This window comes from Streptomyces sp. NPDC029292 (assembly GCF_055569295.1).
In genome coordinates this window covers 270,401-288,097 of record NZ_JBVHXR010000002.1, presented here as the reverse complement: position 1 = coordinate 288,097, position 17,697 = coordinate 270,401, and the positions used below count along the sequence as shown (strand labels likewise).

Annotated in this window: 17 protein-coding genes; 6 read left to right on the top strand and 11 right to left on the bottom strand. The window is 71.0% G+C overall.

Annotated features, from left to right (window positions below; genetic code table 11):
• Positions 1-32: 32 nt before the first annotated feature.
• The 3 genes from ACZ4WS_RS06145 to ACZ4WS_RS06135 form a co-directional block, all read right to left on the bottom strand.
• The gene (locus ACZ4WS_RS06145; RefSeq protein WP_467977618.1) at positions 33-1,502 is read right to left on the bottom strand and encodes an ABC transporter permease; all 1,470 of its coding nucleotides are present in this window, start codon (positions 1,500-1,502) and stop codon (positions 33-35) included.
• Between the two features lie 204 nt (positions 1,503-1,706).
• Positions 1,707-2,972, bottom strand: coding sequence for a L,D-transpeptidase (locus tag ACZ4WS_RS06140; RefSeq protein ID WP_467977616.1), 1,266 nt, complete (start codon positions 2,970-2,972; stop codon positions 1,707-1,709).
• Positions 2,973-3,181: 209 nt separating this feature from the next.
• Positions 3,182-3,526 (bottom strand): hypothetical protein, encoded by a 345-nt coding sequence (locus ACZ4WS_RS06135; protein ID WP_467977614.1) that lies wholly within the window; start codon positions 3,524-3,526, stop codon positions 3,182-3,184.
• A 110-nt stretch (positions 3,527-3,636) separates the two neighbouring features.
• Here ACZ4WS_RS06135 and ACZ4WS_RS06130 point away from each other — a divergent pair, with 110 nt between their 5' ends.
• Both ACZ4WS_RS06130 and ACZ4WS_RS06125 read left to right on the top strand, forming a co-directional pair.
• The gene (locus ACZ4WS_RS06130; RefSeq protein ID WP_467977613.1) at positions 3,637-3,978 is read left to right on the top strand and encodes a hypothetical protein; all 342 of its coding nucleotides are present in this window, start codon (positions 3,637-3,639) and stop codon (positions 3,976-3,978) included.
• Positions 3,979-4,015: 37 nt separating this feature from the next.
• Positions 4,016-4,750 carry a DUF2625 family protein gene (locus ACZ4WS_RS06125; RefSeq protein ID WP_467977611.1) on the top strand — a complete coding sequence of 245 codons (735 nt, stop codon included), beginning with the start codon at positions 4,016-4,018 and terminating at the stop codon, positions 4,748-4,750.
• Between the two features lie 106 nt (positions 4,751-4,856).
• Here ACZ4WS_RS06125 and ACZ4WS_RS06120 read toward each other — a convergent pair whose 3' ends face one another.
• The 5 genes from ACZ4WS_RS06120 to ACZ4WS_RS06100 form a co-directional block, all read right to left on the bottom strand.
• Complete coding sequence (locus ACZ4WS_RS06120; protein ID WP_467977610.1) at positions 4,857-6,521, bottom strand: DEAD/DEAH box helicase; 1,665 nt, start codon at positions 6,519-6,521, stop codon at positions 4,857-4,859.
• A gap of 139 nt (positions 6,522-6,660) precedes the next feature.
• Positions 6,661-6,864, bottom strand: coding sequence for a cold-shock protein (locus tag ACZ4WS_RS06115; RefSeq protein WP_028803001.1), 204 nt, complete (start codon positions 6,862-6,864; stop codon positions 6,661-6,663).
• Between the two features lie 240 nt (positions 6,865-7,104).
• Positions 7,105-8,643: a histidine ammonia-lyase gene (gene hutH, locus ACZ4WS_RS06110; protein WP_467978319.1), complete on the bottom strand. Its 1,539-nt coding sequence runs from the start codon at positions 8,641-8,643 to the stop codon at positions 7,105-7,107.
• 79 nt (positions 8,644-8,722) lie between these two features.
• On the bottom strand, positions 8,723-9,895 hold the full coding sequence (locus ACZ4WS_RS06105; RefSeq protein ID WP_467977608.1) for a GGDEF domain-containing protein: 1,173 nt from the start codon (positions 9,893-9,895) through the stop codon (positions 8,723-8,725).
• 273 nt (positions 9,896-10,168) lie between these two features.
• Positions 10,169-10,975, bottom strand: coding sequence for an enoyl-CoA hydratase/isomerase family protein (locus ACZ4WS_RS06100; protein ID WP_467977606.1), 807 nt, complete (start codon positions 10,973-10,975; stop codon positions 10,169-10,171).
• Positions 10,976-11,180: 205 nt separating this feature from the next.
• On the opposite strand from ACZ4WS_RS06100, the gene ACZ4WS_RS06095 reads away from it, so the two are divergent.
• Positions 11,181-11,885 carry a hypothetical protein gene (locus ACZ4WS_RS06095; RefSeq protein WP_467977604.1) on the top strand — a complete coding sequence of 235 codons (705 nt, stop codon included), beginning with the start codon at positions 11,181-11,183 and terminating at the stop codon, positions 11,883-11,885.
• Between the two features lie 65 nt (positions 11,886-11,950).
• On the opposite strand, the gene ACZ4WS_RS06090 is transcribed toward ACZ4WS_RS06095, so the two are convergent.
• Complete coding sequence (locus ACZ4WS_RS06090; RefSeq protein WP_467977602.1) at positions 11,951-13,153, bottom strand: adenylate/guanylate cyclase domain-containing protein; 1,203 nt, start codon at positions 13,151-13,153, stop codon at positions 11,951-11,953.
• A 291-nt stretch (positions 13,154-13,444) separates the two neighbouring features.
• Positions 13,445-14,311, bottom strand: a complete 867-nt coding sequence (locus tag ACZ4WS_RS06085) for a biotin--[acetyl-CoA-carboxylase] ligase (protein ID WP_467977600.1) — start codon at positions 14,309-14,311, stop codon at positions 13,445-13,447.
• A gap of 136 nt (positions 14,312-14,447) precedes the next feature.
• On the opposite strand from ACZ4WS_RS06085, the gene ACZ4WS_RS06080 reads away from it, so the two are divergent.
• Together ACZ4WS_RS06080 and ACZ4WS_RS06075 are read left to right on the top strand one after the other, a co-directional pair.
• A complete protein-coding gene (locus ACZ4WS_RS06080) occupies positions 14,448-16,040 on the top strand; it encodes an acyl-CoA carboxylase subunit beta (protein ID WP_467977599.1) in 1,593 nt (530 codons plus the stop codon).
• 23 nt (positions 16,041-16,063) lie between these two features.
• Positions 16,064-16,273, top strand: coding sequence for an acyl-CoA carboxylase epsilon subunit (locus ACZ4WS_RS06075; protein ID WP_467977597.1), 210 nt, complete (start codon positions 16,064-16,066; stop codon positions 16,271-16,273).
• On the opposite strand, the gene ACZ4WS_RS06070 is transcribed toward ACZ4WS_RS06075, so the two are convergent.
• Positions 16,270-17,400 (bottom strand): SGNH/GDSL hydrolase family protein, encoded by a 1,131-nt coding sequence (locus tag ACZ4WS_RS06070; protein ID WP_467977595.1) that lies wholly within the window; start codon positions 17,398-17,400, stop codon positions 16,270-16,272. The genes ACZ4WS_RS06075 and ACZ4WS_RS06070 overlap by 4 nt on opposite strands.
• Positions 17,401-17,562: 162 nt before the next feature.
• On the opposite strand from ACZ4WS_RS06070, the gene mmpB reads away from it, so the two are divergent.
• A complete protein-coding gene (gene mmpB, locus ACZ4WS_RS06065; RefSeq protein ID WP_327431229.1) occupies positions 17,563-17,691 on the top strand; it encodes a morphogenic membrane protein MmpB in 129 nt (42 codons plus the stop codon).
• Positions 17,692-17,697: the final 6 nt, after the last annotated feature.

Below are 17,697 nucleotides of genomic sequence, written 5' to 3'. Positions count from 1 at the left end.
GGGGGTTGGCCGCGTGAGCCGTGCGGGCCGGGCTATTCGACGCGGCGCAGGGCGTCCGCGGGCCGCAGCCGGGAGGCGCGCCAGCCGCCGAAGGCGCCGGCGATCAGACCACCGGCGACGGCGAGGGCGACCGCGCCGATGATGGTGCTGAGGCTGACGGGCGCGGTGAGCGCGACGTCGAGGGCCTTGGACGCGGTCTGCCGGGCAGGACCGCCGAGGCCGCCGCCACCGGGGCCGCCCGCGCCACCGCCGCCGCCACCCGAACTGCCCACCTGCGCCTGCAGGGTCGGGCTGATCTCGGTGACGACGTACGCGCCCGCGAGGCCGATCGCGATGCCGAGAGCGCCGCCGACCAGACCGTTGACCATGGCCTCACCGACGACCTGACGGGTCACCCGGCCGGACTTCCAGCCGAGCGCCTTGAGGGTGCCGAACTCCCGTACGCGCCGGGAGACGGCCGAGGAGGTGAGCAGACCCGCCACCAGGAAGGCGGCCACGAGCACCGCGATGGACAGCCACTTGCCCACGTTCGAGGCGAGGCTGGAGGCGGTGGAGAGGGAGCCGGAGACGGTGTCCGCGAGGTCCGCGGAGGTCGTCACGGTCGTACCCGAGATGTTCTTCTGGATGGTGCTCTTGACGCTGCTGATCTGCTGCGAGTCGGACGCCTTGACGTAGATCGTGGTGACCTTGTTCTTGGAGTCACTGATCGTCTGGGCCTGCTTGAGCGGGATGTAGAGGTTGGCCGCCGCGTCACCGCTGTCGGGCGTCGCGACGCCGATGACCTTGTACTTGACGCTCTTGATGGTGACGGTGCTGCCGACCTTGAGCTTCTTCTCCTTGGCGTACGACTTGTCCGCGACGACGACCTTGGCGTTGGCCTCGGACGTCTTGAACGTACGGCCGCTGGTGATCTTCGACGAGGTCAGCGGGCCGAGGGCCGGCTTGGTGACGTCGGTGCCGTAGACGGAGTAGTTGTTGACGTCGAAGTTGGCGCCGCCGCCCTTGACGGTGCCCTCCGGCGAGGGCTGGGCGCCACCCTGGCGGCCGCCCTGCTGGGTGCCACCGGCGCTCTGGTCCTGCTGGAACTGACCCCGCGTGAACTGGCCGTTGACCTTGATGACTTGGAGGCTCAGCCCGCCGACGGAGTCCGCGACGCCCTTCTGCGAGTTGACCTTGGTGACCGTCGAGGAGGCCAGGGTCTGGAAGCCCTGGACCATGACGCGGTCGCTGCTCTGCTCCGCGTCGTCGCCGTTGTCCTGCGCGTCGAAGTTGAAGCGTGGGCGGTCACTGCTGCTCGTCGTGGGTGCCGCAGCCTTCGTGACCGTCATGTCCGTACCCAGCCCGTACAGCGACTGGAGGACCTTGCCCTGGGCCTTCTCCATGCCCGAGGACACGGAACTGACCACGATGACCAGGGCGATGCCCAGGGCGAGCCCGGAGGCGACGACGAGGGCCGCCTTTCTGCGGCGGCGCAGTTCGCGCCTCAGGTAGGTGAAGAACATGGCCGCAAGGTAGGTACGGCGCGTGATGAAGCCATAAGGCCGAAATAAGAGAATGATGAGAAGGCTGTGGCGACACGGGAGTTCACCTGTGCGCAATCCCAGAAACCTGTGATCGCACGACGGCGCGGGCCCGTGAACACACGACGGCGGCGGCAGCCCTCACAGGCTGCCGCCGCCGTCGTTCGACAGGGGCGTCGGGGTGGATCAGACCGCCGAGCCGGCCTTCCAGGCCGCCCAGTCCAGGTTCCAGCCGTTGAGGCCGTTGTCCGGGGCGATGGTCTTGTCGCCGGTGTTCTTGACGACCACGACGTCACCGATGAGCGAGTGGTTGTAGAACCAGGCCGCGGGCGTGTTCGGGTCGTTGGCGCCCTTGGTGTCGGACAGGCCGACACAGCCGTGGCTGGTGTTCACGGAACCGAAGACGGACTTGGCGCCCCAGTAGTTGCCGTGGATGAACGTGCCGGAGCTCGAAAGGCGCATGGCGTGCGGTACGTCCTTGATGTCGTACTCGCCCTTGCCGTCGTCGTTCGTGAAGCCGACCGTCGAGCCGTCCATCCGGGTCTCCTTGAACTTCTCGGAGATCACCATCTGGCCCTGGTAGGTCGTGTGCTCCGGAGCTCCCGCGGAGATCGGGATGGTCTTGATGGTCTTGCCGTCCTGGGTGACCTTCATGGTCTTGGTCTGGGCGTCGACGATCGAGACCTGGTTGCGGCCGACCTTGAAGGTGACCGTCTTCTGCTGCACGCCGTACACGCCGCTCGCGCCCTCGACGCCGTCGAGGTTCAGCTTGAGGGTGACGGTGGAGCCGCCGGTCCAGTAGCTCTCCGGGCGGAAGTCCAGGCGGTTGGCGCTGAACCAGTGACCGACGACCTCCTGGCCGCTGCTGGAGGAGACGGTGATCCCCTTCTGCACGGCGGCCTTGTTCGTGATCGCCTTGTCGAAGTTGATCGAGACCGGCATGCCGACGCCGACGGTGGAGCCGTCCTCGGGCGTGAAGTTGCCTATGAAGCTGTTGGTCGGGGAGACCGTGGTGAACGAGGTGTTCTCGTGGGCCGTGCGGCCCGCGGAGTCGCTGGCCTCGGCGGCGATCTTGTACGTGGTGGCGCGCTCGAGCTGACCGGCGGGCTTCCAGCTCTTCTTGTCGGCGGATATCTGGCCGGCGACGGCGGTGCCGGTCGCGGTCGTCATCGTCACGGACGTGAGCGAGCCCTTGCTCACGGTGACCGCGGTGCCGTTGTTGATGGAGGCGTTGTCGGACCCGTCCTTTGGCGTGATCTTGATCTCGGCCTCGGAGGTCTTCTTGGCCGCGGCCTCGTCGACCTTGGCCTGCGACGAGCTGTCGCCACCGTTCGAAGCACTGGCCTTGCTGCCTCCGCTGCACGCAGAGAGCACCAGCACCCCGCCGAGCAGGGCGGACGCGGCCATCAGGCCCTTGCGCCGCTTACTGTCCGTCATCACACGCTTCTCCATCGTTGCCGAATCCACAAAAACCACGACTGCCCCGTAAGAGCCTTCAACGCTACGACCGATTCGTCCCGTTCCACACCCCTGGGATGTGTGGGGCACACCACGTCGGATCGCACTGGATCGACTGGTGCGGATGCGGTCAGTGCGCCTGCTGAGACGAAGAAACCCCGGGCGGCGGTTGCCACCCGGGGTCACGATTCCCCCAAGGCGCGTCAGCCGACTCCGACTTCCTCGTCGTCCTCGGCGTCATCATCCTCGTCGAGGTCCCAATCCGGCGAATCGGGGTCGTAGTCGATCGGCTCGCTGCTCCAGGAGGCCTGGGCGAGTTCGATCCCGGGCACCTCGCTGACCAGGTCGAACGGATCGACGAGATACGCGAGGGCCTCGGCAGTGTCTTCCGTCACTGCGTTCTCGGCGTGCACCCGCTCGTCGGCGGGCATGTCGGCGTCGTCGGCGATCCGCCGCAGCGCGGCCTTGGTGACGGCGTCGGCGTCGTCTACTTCCACCACCAGTTCGACACGAAGCCGGACGAACTGTGATGTCTCAGGAGTACTCATGGGACGGAGCGTACGGCCCATGGGTTGCGCGACTTTCCCACGACCCGCGCCTTTCATTAGCATCGCCCCACACGGCCAATTCGCCAGCGCCACAAGGGGATCGATATTTCGTGTCCGCCGCACGTCGATCGTTGCTGACCGCCACCGCCGCGGGGACCCTCCTGGGGGCCCTGTGGTTCGTCCCGTCCGCCAACGCGACCCAGGACAAACCAGAGCAGCGCGTTTCGACATCGACATCGACACCCGCGACATCGACGACCGTGGCGGCGCAGGCCGCCGCGGAGTCGACCGCGCCGCAGCCCGCCGCGGAGTCGAGCGACGACCACACCCAGCTCGCCGACACCGGAAGCGTCGACACGACGCCGTACGTCGTCGGCGGCACCCTCTTCCTCGGCCTCGGCGCGGGGTTCGTGACCTATTCGGTGCGCCGGGAGCGCACGATGGCCTACTGAGCGCGACGCTAAGGCCCGGAAGACCCACGGGGTACCCATGCGAGACCTGACCGAGCTGACCGACGTCGAGGACCCAGCCTGGCCGCTCCTCTCCGAGGAGCTCGCCAAGGGCGCGGTGTCCATGGACGTGCTGCCGGTGGACCCGGCGCGAGGCCGCTCGACCCTGCTCCAACTGCAAGTCACCGCGCGGTCCTGGCTCGGCGCGCTCGTGCTCAACTGCGGCGGGCTCGTGCTGGACAGCGGCTGGCTGCGCATCTACGGCAGCCCGGACGCCGACGATCCGACGGGGCTGCCCGGCCTCGCCGAGGTCAACGGCTTCCCCGCGCGGTTCGATCCGACCTGGCGCCCTGCCGGCGGACTCGTCGTCGGCCATGACGTCCTCGGCGGGGTCTTCGTCCTCAACGGGCCCGACCCGGAGGCGCAGGGCCGCCCCGGCGCCCCGGGCGAGGTGGTGTACTTCGCGCCGGACTCCCTGCGCTGGGATGCCCTCGGCGCGGGCCACGGCGCCTGGCTCAGCTGGCTTCTGAGCGGCGGCACGGAGCAGTTCTACGACACCCTCCGCTGGCCCGGCTGGCGCGCCGAGTCCGGCGCCCTCACCGGCACCCAGGGCCTCTCCGTCGTCCCGTACCTGTGGTCCGCCGAGGCCCGCCGCGACCTTCTGTCGACCAGCCGCCGCGCGGTCCCCCTGGCCGAACTCCTCGGCCTGCACCGCGGCTTCGTCCTGGAACTCGACTCGATCGACACCGGGTTCCTGGGCAGCCTACGGCGCTGAACACCCCGTACAGGGGCGCGGCGCCGTGACCCACCATGCGGCTCCGCCGCGGGGGCGCGACCGGCCCCCACGGCCCGCACGGTGTGCCGGACCTCGCGCGGAGCGCTTACGCGGCCTTACGCCCGCCGCCGCCCTGTCCACCGCGCTCGGTGCGGCGCTGCGGGGCCCGCCCACGACCACCCGTACCCGTGCCGGTGCCCGTACGGCGTCCGGAGGCGTCGCCGCCCGCCGTGCCGCCGCCGCTCGTGCCGCGCCGCGCGGAGCGCTGCGGCTGACGGCCCTGCGACTCCGTACCCGTACCGGTACCCGCGCCCGACGGCCGCCTGGCGCCGCCCCCGGTCCTGGGCCTCGACCTGGGCCGCTGCTTCGGCTGCTCGGCGGGCTGCGGCACCTCGATGACGACCGGTACGCCGGAGGGCTCGCGGGCGCCGGTGATGCGGGTCAGTTCCTCGTCGCTGGACTTGACCCGGGCGGTACGCGGGCTGATGCCGGCGTCCGCCATCAGACGCGTCATCTCCCGCTTCTGCTCGGGCAGTACGAGGGTGACGACGCTGCCGGACTCACCGGCGCGGGCGGTGCGGCCGCCGCGGTGGAGGTAGTCCTTGTGGTCGGTCGGCGGGTCGACGTTGACCACGAGGTCGAGGTCGTCGATGTGGATGCCGCGGGCCGCCACGTTGGTCGCGACCAGCGCGGTGACCTGACCGTTCTTGAACTGGTCCAGGGTGCGGTTGCGCTGCGGCTGGCTGCGCCCGCCGTGCAGCGCGGACGCCCGTACACCGTTGGCGAGCAGCCGCTTGGTGAACCGGTCGGCGCCGCGCTTGGTGTCGACGAAGAGGATCACCCGGCCGTCGCGCGCCGCGATCCGCAGCGCCACGGCCTTCTTGTCGGTCTCGTCGGCGACATGCAGCACGTGGTGCTCCATGGTGGTCACCGCGCCCGCCGAGGGGTCAACGGAGTGCACCACGGGGTCCGTCAGGAACATCCGTACGAGCCGGTCGATGTTCTTGTCCAGCGTCGCCGAGAAGAGCAGCCGCTGACCGCCCGGCTCGACCTGCTGGAGCAGCGCCACGACCTGCGGCATGAAGCCCATGTCGGCCATCTGGTCGGCCTCGTCGAGGACGGTGATGGCGACCTGGCCGAGCGAACAGTCGCCCCGCTCGATGAGGTCCTTGAGCCGCCCGGGGGTGGCCACCAGCACCTCGGTACCGCGGCGCAGCGCACCGGCCTGCCTGCTGATCGACATACCGCCGACGGCCGTGGCGATCCGCAGGTTGACGGCGGTCGCGTACGGCGTCAGCGCGTCGTTGACCTGCTGTGCGAGCTCGCGCGTGGGCACCAGGACGAGGGCGAGCGGCGCCTTGGACTCGGCGCGGCGGCCGGCGGTGCGGGCCAGCAGGGCGAGCCCGAAGGCGAGCGTCTTGCCCGAGCCGGTGCGGCCCCGGCCGAGAACGTCGCGCCCGGCAAGGGAGTTGGGCAGCGTCGCGCCCTGGATCGGGAAGGGCTCGGTGACGCCCTGGGCCGCGAGGGTCTTCGTCAGGGCTGCCGGCATGTCCAGCGCGTCGAAGGAGTCGACGGCGGGGAGGGCGGGCGTGATGGTCTCGGGCAGCGAGAACTCCTGCGGCGGGGCGACCTTGCGGGACGCGCTCTTGCCGGTGCCCCGGCCGGTGTTCCGGCCGCCGCTCCGGCCCGCGCCGTTCGCGGAACCGGTCGCCTGGGCGCTGCCACGTGCATTTGCCGGCCGCTTACGGACGGGACGTTCGGATCGAGTCATGCTGGATCTGGATTTCCTTCCTGGGCCCCACAGAATGCACACGCACAGCGCTCGAAGCGCTCACTTCACTCACAGCACGAGCCGGGACCCACACCCCAAAGGTGCGGGCCCCGGCTCTGGAAAAGCGCGTCCCCGAAAATCAGGCGGGGATGATGTTCTCCGCCTGCAGGCCCTTCTGGCCCTGCGCGACGTCGAACGAGACCTTCTGGCCCTCCAGCAGCTCACGGAAGCCGGAGCTGGCGATGTTGGAGTAGTGGGCGAAGACGTCGGGGCCGCCGCCGTCCTGCTCGATGAAGCCGAAGCCCTTTTCCGAGTTGAACCACTTCACGGTGCCTGTAGCCATTTTTTTCTCCTGAATAGGTAGGTGCCCCATCCGGAGATGCACCGGGAAAAGCCGGAGATGCCGGTAAAACAAAACGCGCCTGCGGAGGATCCCGATCAGGCGCACAAAGTAAATGGGTACCAAAAACGTATCAATGAGACAGTAGCACACCTCTGGCTGCCCTCCGGCACCGAGAGGCCCTGACGTGACGGGGGCCACCGTAGCCGACGGCGGGCCCCCTCCACGTACAACGGACTGCCGCTAGGCCAGCGGACCCGTCACCGGCTCGACCGCCGTGACCACCTGTCCGCCGCGCACGAACGCGTCCGCCGCCGCCAGGTCCGGGGAGAGGAAACGGTCCGGGCCGGGGCCCTGGACGCCGGCCGCGCGGACCGCGTCGATGACCGCCTGCGACGCCGGGGCCGGGGTCAGGCCCTCGCGCAGCTCGATCGCGCGGGTGGCGGCGTACAGCTCGATGGCGACGATGCGGGTGAGGTTGTCGACGGCGGTGCGCAGCTTGCGCGCGGCCGACCAGCCCATGGAGACGTGGTCCTCCTGCATCGCGGAGGACGGGATGGAGTCCGCGGACGCCGGTACGGCAAGCCGCTTCATCTCGCTGACCAGCGCCGCCTGCGTGTACTGGGCGATCATCAGGCCCGAGTCGACGCCGGCGTCGTCCGCGAGGAACGGCGGGAGGCCGTGCGAGCGGTTCTTGTCCAGGAGGCGGTCGGTGCGGCGCTCGGCGATGGAGCCGAGGTCGGCGGCGGCGATGGCGAGGAAGTCGAGGACGTAGGCGACCGGGGCGCCGTGGAAGTTGCCGTTCGACTCGACGCGGCCGTCGGGCAGCACCACCGGGTTGTCGACCGCCGAGGCCAGCTCGCGCTCGGCGACGGTGCGCGCGTGGGCGAGGGTGTCCCGTCCGGCGCCCGCGACCTGCGGGGCGCAGCGCACGGAGTAGGCGTCCTGGACGCGCGGGGCGTCGTCCTGGTGGTGCCCGGTGAGCTGCGAACCCTTCAGCACGGCCAGCATGTTGGCGGCACTGGCCCCCTGCCCGGGGTGGGGGCGGATGGCGTGCAGCTCGGGGGCGAGCACCTTGTCCGTCCCGAGGAGCGCCTCCAGGGAGAGGGCGGCGGTCACGTCGGCCGACTTGTAGAGCGTCTCCAGGTCGGCGAGGGCCATGACCAGCATGCCGAGCATGCCGTCGGTGCCGTTGAGGAGGGCGAGGCCCTCCTTCTCGCGCAGTTCGACGGGGGCGATGCCGGCCTCGGCGAGGAGTTCACCGGCGGGGCGGACCGTGCCGTCCGGACCCTCCGCGTCTCCCTCGCCCATGAGCGTGAGCGCGCAGTGCGAGAGGGGCGCCAGGTCGCCGGAGCAGCCGAGCGAGCCGTACTCGTGCACGACCGGGGTGATACCCGCGTTGAGGATGTCGGCCATGGTCTGCGCGACCTCGGGCCGTACGCCCGTGTGGCCCGAGCAGACGGTCTTGAGCCGCAGGAACATCAGCGCGCGGACGACCTCGCGCTCGACCCGCGGGCCCATCCCGGCGGCGTGCGAGCGGACGATGTTGCGCTGCAGCTGGGCGCGCAGCTCCGGGCTGATGTGCCGGGTCGCGAGGGCACCGAAACCGGTGGAGACGCCGTAGACGGGCTCCGGCTTGGCCGCCAGCGCGTCCACGATCTCGCGGGCCGCGGCGAGGGCCGCCACCGCCTCGTCGGAGAGCTCGATCCGGGCGCCGGCGCGCGCCACGGCGAGAACGTCGGACGCGGTCACCCCGGACGTCCCCACCACCACAGTGTGCATATCCATATTCAGGAGCGTACGCAGTGAATTCGTTGATGTCACTAGTGGGTCGCCGGTTTACCCCTTACTTCGGCGTACGTCACACCGGCCCGGCGCGACGCCCGGGGTCCGGCTCGTGACGCCCCCGGAAGCGGCGGCGCTCCCCGGCCGGGGGCGGCGGCGCGTCGGCGAGGCGGACGACCGGGTCGTCGGGGCCCTCGCGCCCGGCGACGACGGGTTTCGCCGCACGGACGGCCTTGGCCCGGTACTGGGCCGCGTCGGCCAGCCGGAACAGCCGCCGGGCCGAGCGCACGGGCCCGATCGGATCCTCGGTCGAGGCGACCCCGCACGCCACCCCCTCCCCCAGCTCCAACTCGGCGGCGCGGCGGCAGAGTTCGTCGGCGATGCGGACGACCTCGTCCGCGGCCGGGGCGACCGCCAGCAGACAGAACTCGTCACCGCCGAGACGGGCGGCGAGCGTCCCCGGGAGCATCGCCCCGCACAGGGACAGCACGGACCCGAACCGCTCGAGGAGCCGGTCGCCGACGGCATGCCCCCGGGTGTCGTTCACGCGCTTGAGCCCGTTGAGGTCGCAGACGACAAGACTGACGACCGTCCCGTCCTCCTTGTGCCGCTCGATGGCCTCGTCGAGGCGTACGTCCACGGCGCGGCGGTTGGCCAGCCCGGTGAGCGCGTCCGTGAACGCCAGCCGCCGGGCCTCCTCCAGGCGCTCGGTCTGGGCGATCCCGGCGGCGACGACGGAGGCCAGGACGGTCGCGAAGTCGGCGTCGGCCCGGTCGAAGACGGGGGCACCGGCCGGGCGGGCCACATACAGCTCGCCCCAGGCCCGGCCGTGCAGGACGATCGGGGCGACCACGCAGCATCCGCGGCCACGTCTGCGCAGCGCGGCGACGCGCTGGTGGCAGTACCCGGCACGGCCCCCCGCCGGACCGTCCGCGGTCTCGACCCAGGCATTGGGCCCACCGCCGCCCGCCCACCGCTCGTGCAGGAACTCGGTGATCTCCGGGAACTGGTGCACCGGATAGGCCTCCCCGTCGGGGAACTCCTCCTCGTCCGGGGACCGCTCACCCACATTCACGAGCACCCGCAACCGGCCGAGTTCGCGCTCCCACACCGAGAGCGCCGCGAAACTCCCGGTGAGCGCATGACAAGCACCGAGCGCCGCGGCCCGCCACGACTCGCGCGGAGTGCGTGCCGCCGCCATCCCCTGCGCCAGCGCCACCACGGCTCTCAGCCGTCTGTCCTCACCCATCACTCCAGGCTAGGTAAAAATGCGGCATTTCGGGACATTGATACGGCGAACAGGGGTCCGTCTCCTATCTGGGGTCTCCGCCCCCAGACCCCCGTGTCGCGCTGACGCGCTCGTCCTCAAACGCCGGGCGGGCTGAAATCAGCCCCTCCGGGGTTTGAGGAGCGGGGGTCCAGGGGGCGGAGCCCTTTGGCGGGGTCAGGGGCGGAGTCCCAGGGACGGGAAGGGTAGGGGCGGAGGGGGCGAAAACCGGCCTTGGTGGCCGTCACCCTCGGGCTATTCCCCCGGCCACTCCGGCCGACGCTTCTCATTGAAGGCCGCCACGCCCTCCGCACGGTCCCCCGAGAAGGCGACGGAGCGCCAAGCGGCGTCCTCGACCTCCAGGCCGGCGCGCAGATCGAGCCCGTGCCCGAGCCGCAGCGCACGCTTGGCGGCACGCAGGCCGACCGGCGAGTTCGCGGCGATACGGGCGGCAAGGGCAAGGGCTTCGGTACGGTCCTGACCCTCGTCCACGAGTTCGTCCACGAGCCCCAACTCCCGCGCCTCCCCCGCCTCCAGCCGCCGCGCGGAGAAGATCAGCTCGGCCGCGCGAGCGGCCCCGACCCGGCGCGGCAGCAGCTGCGTACCGCCCCCTCCGGGGATCACCCCGACCGACACCTCGGGCAGCCCGACCACCGCAGTGCGGTCGGCCACGATCAGATCGCACGACAGCGCCAGCTCGAACCCACCGCCCAGCGCGAAGCCGTGCACGGCGGCGACGGTCGGCATCGGCAGCTCCAGCACACCGGTGTACGCGGCCCGCGCGACGGGACGCTGCCGCACCAGGTCGGCGTCGCTGAAGGAGTTGCGCTCCTTCAGGTCCGCGCCGACACAGAAGGCCCGCTCATGCGTGGAGGTCAGCACGACCGCGCGTACGTCCCGGTCGGCGGCGAGCGCCAAGCACGCCGCGGCGATGGAGCGGGCCATGTCCGTCGACACGGCGTTCATGGCCTTGGGCCGGTCGAGGGCGAGCTCCGCGACGTACCCGTGCCGCCGTACGACGACGAATTCCCCGAACCGCCGCTCGTCCCCTTGCTCCGCCATGACACCCTCCCGGTTAACGCGGGTTAACTACCGACGCCCCGATCATCGCAGCCGACGCCGCCCGGCGAAACCCGCTCCCTCGCACACACCTCCCCGTTCGAGTGACATCCCGCCCAACTCCCGCCCGCCGCCCCCAAACCGCACATAACCTGCGCACCGCCGAGCGTTTCGGGGGGCGCGGCAGTTCGGGGAGGGATGGCCGGCCATGACGGACAAAGAGACAACAGAGGCGACGAGGACACCGGACCTCCCGCGGGGCGGGCGGACACCGGTCCTCACGCCGGGCAGGCGGACACCGGTCACGTCCGTTCGCACGGAGCCGACGCTCACCGAATCAAGCCCCGCCCCCGTCCGGCTCCGCCCGGTCCGCGGGCGGCACCGCAGGCCCCGGCCCCGGCGGGTGCTCTTCGCCGTGGGCGGACTCGCGCTCGCCGCGGGGGCGTTGAGCTTGGTGCGCATGACGCCGGAGTCGGTGATCGGGGGCGGGGGAAGCGCGGAGGCCGAGCCGCGGACGGGAACCGTCACGGACACGGCGGGCAACGCCGTCACCACCGTCGAGGCCGTGCCCTCCGCACATCCGGTGGCCGCCACCGCGACCGCCGCGATGGGTGGGGCGAGCGCGACGCCCACCGCGGGCGTGGCCCTCGTACCGGCACAGCCGACGACGACGCCGTCCGCGTCGGTCCCGGCAGGCGGGAGCACTCCCGCGACCAGCGCGCCGGACACGACCGGGATTCCCACCGCCCCCGTGAGCGCACCACCACCGGCCGCGACCCCTCCCGCCACCCCGCGGCCCACGCCGAGCGCGACCACCCACGCCCCGGACCCGAAGCCCGACAACCCGCCGGGCCTGTGCGTGCCGATCGTCGGGATCTGCGTCGACGATCTGGCGCAGCCGGGCAGCCACTGACCCGACCGCTCCCGGCTACGACCCCGTCACGACTCGTCAGAATTGCCAGGATTCGTCAGGACTCGTCACGACTCGGTGTCGCGGCGGGCGAGCAGCCAGGGCTCGATCACGCCGAGACCGCGCACCGGCCGCTGCCACATCGGCTGGAGCGCGAAGCGGTAGGAGGGCGGTTCCTCGCCCTCCTTCTCCGCGGCGGCCGCGGCCTCGGCGGCCTCCGCCTCGGAGGCGGGCGCTTCCCCGGTGCGGACGAGTTCCTCCGCGAAGGCGCCGTCCACCAGGACGGCGTCCCGTGGCGCTATCGACGTCAGACGGCTCGCCAGATTGACGGTCGTACCGAATACGTCGCCCATCCGCGTGGTCACCGTGCCGAAGGCGATGCCGACGCGCAGCTCCGGCATCGTCTCGTCGTTCGCCATCGTCTCGATGAGCCGCAGGGCGATCTCGGCGGCGACGCCCGCGTCGTCCGCGGAGTACAGGACCTCGTCGCCCAGCGTCTTGATGAGGCGGCCGCCGTGCGCGGCCACCAGGTCGGCGGCCGTGGTCTCGAAGGCCTCGACCAGTTCGCCGAGTTCCTCTTCCTCCATACGACGGGTCAGCCGCGTGAACCCGACGAGGTCCGCGAAGCCGACGGCGAGCCGGCGGTCGACCATCTCCTCGTCGTCCGCCGCCTGGACGACCCGGCCGGTCGCGGCGGCGAGCTGGCGGCGCCAGACATAGACGATGAACTCCTCCAGCTCGGGCAGGAGCAGCTCCACCAGGGGGTACGTCACCTCGGTGCGCGTCATGCCCGGCTCGGGCGGCTCGGTCAGACCCTCCAGGAAGGAGTCGATCTGCCACTCGGCGAGACGGGCGGTGGTCTGTCCGGTCGAGCGCGCCACCTGAACCGCCATGGCCTCGCTGAGCAGCCCCGCCTCCACGAGACCGGCGAGCCGGCGCAGGGCGAGGACGTCCGCTTCCGTCAGCGCCTTGGCCTGGCCGATGTCGGCGAAGCCCATGGCCCGCCAGAAGCGGGAGGCCAGCTCCATGGAGACGCCCGCGCTGCGGGCCGCCTGGAAGGGGGTGTAGCGGCGCTCGGCCCCGAGGATCAGCTGCTCCAGGCGCAGCGCCAGCGGGTCCCCTCCGGAGTCCTCCGGGTCGGGGTGGGTGTCCCGCCCGGTCGCGTCGACCCGTGCGGGCGCCGGGTCGGTGACCGACCCGGCGGTACGTCCCGGCTCACCGTCGGGGGCGGGGTGTGCACCCGTGCCGGAGCCGGTGTCGTCGACGGTCACGCCTGCTGCCCTTCCGATCTGCCGAGGTCAGGTATCGACCGCGCTCAACTCTACGGCAGGTGTGCGCTGGCTCACTCCTGAGTCGTACGGCTACCCGTGGCTGACCTCGGGAGTTTTTCGCCCCGCCGCCCCTGCCCTCCCCCACTCTCGGCTTCGCTCGAGCGGGGGGACCCCCATCGTCCTCCTGGGGCTCCGCCCCAGACCCCGCTCCTCAAACGCCGGAGGGGCTGAAATCTGCGGTAGCCCCCAGGTACGGGACGGGTAGGGGCGGCGGGGGCGAAAAGCCATTCCTCACGCCGACCGCAGATGCACGATGTCCCCCGCACCCACCGGCTGCTGCACCCCCTCCTCCGTGGCCAGGACAAGACGCCCGTCCCCATCGACCGCCACCGCTTCCCCGGTGATCGACTTGCCGCCCGGCAGCTCGGCCCGCACCACCCGCCCGAGCGTCGCGCACCCCGCGGCGTACGTCTCCTGAAGGCCGGATGCCACAGGGTCACCGCCCACGCTCCGCCACCGCTCGTACCACTGCTCAAGGGACCGCAGGACAGCCCGCAGCACCGTGTCACGGTCCGTGGTCGCGGCCCCCGCGAGCGCGAGCGACCCGGCACCCGGCACGGGAAGTTCGTCCTCGCGCAGCGTGACATTGATGCCGATGCCGACCACCACCGCGTCGGCACCCGCCCGCTCGGCAAGGATGCCCCCGGCCTTGCGCTCCTCGCCGCCCACGGTCACCAGGAGGTCATTGGGCCACTTGAGTGCCGTGTCGACACCGGCCGCGCGCGAGAGCCCCGTCGCGACGGCGACTCCGGTGAGCAGTGGCAGCCAGCCCCAGCGTTCGACGGGCGCGGCGGTCGGCTTCAGCAGGACGGAGAAGAAGAGGCCGGAGCGGGCGGGCGCCGTCCACTGGCGGTCCAGACGGCCGCGCCCGGCGTTCTGCTCCTCGGCGACGAGGACCGCGCCCTCCTCCGCCTTCCCCTCGGTGGCGAGGGCCACGAGGTCGGAGTTGGTGGACCCGGTGCGCTGCACCACCTGGATGTCGCTCCACAGTCCGCCCTCGCGGGCCAGAGCCCGGCGCAGGGCGGCCCCGTTCAGGGGCGGACGATCCAGGTCGGACCACCGATTGTCGTTCGCGTCTGAAGCATCTCGCGGCGTCATGCAACCCACCCTAGGTGTGGTAAACGCCGCACTGCCGAACGGTAGGCACGCCACTACGCTACGGATGAGTAGCAAGCCCCCCTTCTGAGCACCTCACCCTCACGTCCCCCTAGATCAGGCAGGGAGCCGCATCCCGATGTCCGAGCCGGAAGAGCTGCAACACCCCGACATCCACACCACCGCGGGCAAGCTCGCGGACTTGCAGCGCCGCACCCAAGAAGCGACGCACGCCGGCTCGGAGCGCGCCGTCGAAAAGCAGCACGCCAAGGGCAAGTTGACGGCCCGTGAGCGGATCGAGCTGCTGATGGACGAGGCCTCGTTCGTCGAGTTCGACGAGTTCGCGCGGCATCGCTCGACGGACTTCGGGCTGGAGAACAACCGCCCGTACGGCGACGGTGTCGTCACCGGGTACGGCACGGTCGACGGCCGTCCCGTCGCCGTCTTCTCCCAGGACTTCACCGTCTTCGGCGGCGCCCTCGGCGAGGTCTTCGGCCAGAAGATCATGAAGGTGATGGACTTCGCGCTGAAGACCGGCTGCCCGGTCATCGGCATCAACGACTCGGGCGGCGCCCGCATCCAGGAGGGCGTCAGCGCCCTCGGGATGTACGGCGAGATCTTCCGCCGCAACACCCATGCGTCCGGGGTCATTCCGCAGATCAGCCTCGTCGTCGGGCCCTGCGCGGGCGGCGCGGTCTACTCCCCCGCGATCACCGACTTCACCGTCATGGTCGACCAGACCTCGCACATGTTCATCACCGGCCCGGACGTCATCAAGACGGTCACCGGCGAGGACGTCGGCTTCGAGGAGCTCGGCGGCGCGCGCACGCACAACGCGGTGTCGGGCGTGGCCCACCACATGGCGGGCGACGAGAAGGACGCCATCGAGTACGTCAAGCAGTTGCTGTCGTACCTGCCGTCCAACAACCTCAGCGAGCCCCCGGTGTTCCCGGAGGAGGCGGACCTCACCCTCACCGACGAGGACCGCGAGCTGGACACGATCGTGCCGGACAGCGCGAACCAGCCGTACGACATGCACACGGTGATCGAACACATCCTGGACGACGCCGAGTTCTTCGAGACGCAGGCACTGTTCGCGCCGAACATCCTCACCGGCTTCGGGCGGGTCGAGGGTCACCCCGTCGGCATCGTCGCCAACCAGCCGATGCAGTTCGCCGGCTGCCTCGACATCGACGCCTCCGAGAAGGCCGCCCGCTTCGTCCGCACCTGCGACGCCTTCAACGTTCCCGTCATCACCTTCGTGGACGTGCCCGGCTTCCTCCCGGGCGTCGACCAGGAGCACACCGGCATCATCCGCCGCGGCGCCAAGCTGATCTACGCGTACGCCGAGGCGACGGTCCCCCTCATCACGGTCATCACCCGCAAGGCCTTCGGCGGCGCTTACGACGTCATGGGCTCCAAGCACCTGGGCGCCGACCTCAATCTCGCCTGGCCCACGTCCCAGATCGCGGTGATGGGCGCGCAGGGCGCGGTGAACATCCTGCACCGCCGCACCATCGCGGCCGCCGAGGACCAGGAGGCGACCCGGGCCCGGCTGATCCAGGAGTACGAGGACACGCTGCTCAACCCGTACACGGCGGCCGAGCGCGGCTACATCGACGGCGTGATCATGCCGTCCCAGACCCGCGCGCATGTCGTACGCGGTCTGCGTCAGCTGCGGACGAAGCGGGAATCACTGCCTCCGAAGAAGCACGGCAACATCCCCCTCTAGGCCCTGGGACCCTTGGAGCAGACATGACGATCAAGGTCGTACGGGGCAATCCGACCCCGGAGGAGCTGGCTGCCGCACTGGCGGTGGTCCGGGCGCGCGCCGCGGCGGCCGCTTCCGCCCCGTCCGGCGCGCCCCACGAGCCGGACGCCTGGGCGGACCCGGCCCGGGTGGCCATGAGCCGCCTGCCGATCCCGGGCCCGAAGGCGTGGGGCCGTACGTACTGGCCCGGCTAGAGCAGTTTCGCCACGGCTTCGGCCATCACCACGTACCCGGCATCGTCCGGGTGCAGGTGATCGCCGAAGTCGTACGCCGGGTGCAGCCGGTCCGGGTCCGCCGGATCGGCCAGTACGCGGTTCAGGTCCACCACCGCGTCCCACTCGCCCGAGCCGCGGATCCACTCGTTGACCTCGTGACTCACCTTCGCCGCGTGCTCGCCCCAGTGATCGGAGCCGCCGAAGGGGAGCAGGGTCGAGCCGATCACCCGTAGCCCCCGCGCGCGGGCCTGTCGTATCAACTCCCGGTAGCCGTCGATGAGTTCGTCGGACTCGATGACCGGCGCGGGCTTGTACGTCGGCTGTTCGCCGGTCTCGCTGAAGCCGATGTCGTTGAGCCCCTGGAGCACGACGAGCGTCGCCACGCCCGGGTGGTCGAGGACGTCGCGCCCCAGCCGGTGGACGCCCTTCTCGCCGTACCAGGCCGAGTCGCTCAGCAGCAGATTCCCGCCGATGCCCGCGTTGAGCACGGGCCGCCCGGTGCGTTCGGCGAGCGCGTCGGTCCAGCGGCGGTTCGCGCCCGGGGTCGAGCCGAAGCCGTCGGTGAGGGAGTCCCCGAAGAGCGCGACGGCATCCGTACGGCCCGCGTCGACCTCGACGGCGGACAGGAAGTACCAGGACTCGGTCACCTCGCCGAAGCACTCACCCGTCACGTCCTCCAGGCGGTCGCCCGCACCCCGGTAGCTCGTCGCGAAGGCCTGCGCGTGGAAGGTCGCGGGCCCGGTGACGGCGTCCAGGTGGAGGGTGACGGTCAACGACCCCCGTGCTTCCAGGGCGAGTTCGGCCGCATCGCTGACGACGAGCCCGCGCGCCGGGATCTCGGCCGAAGCGGCCCCCGCGAAGGTCAGCCGCCGCACCGAACCCGCCTCGACAGCGGCCCCTTCGCCTGCACGGGCCACGGTGGCGCCCGCGATCCGCAGCGGCGAGGTGCCGTACGCGTTCGTGAGCCGGACACGGACCCGGCCGCGACCCGCACTGAGGCGTACGACCTGGCGCAGCGACTGGCGCCAGAAGCCCTCCCGCGACCAGTTCGGGGTGAAGCCGTCGCTGGGGAGCTGGGGCGATGCGGTCCAGGCGCTGGTGAACACGGCAGTTCCTCCCTAAAGGGGACCAGGGTCCCTTTAATGGTTCCCACGACCGTAGCAGGCCCCGACTCGCTAAAGAAACCCCAGACCCATTTACACAGGACGACCGCAAGTTGAGTACGCGTACTCAGGCGCGCAGGGCCTCGCCGCCGCACGATCGAAGACATGCTGTGGTCCGACCCGGAGAACGAGCCCCCCAAGGAACTCCGCGACATGCAGGACATGTTGCGACGCCTGGGCGTTCTCATGGCGCTGGCCATGGTGCTCGCGATGATCGTTCTCGGCATCATGTGAGGCGCG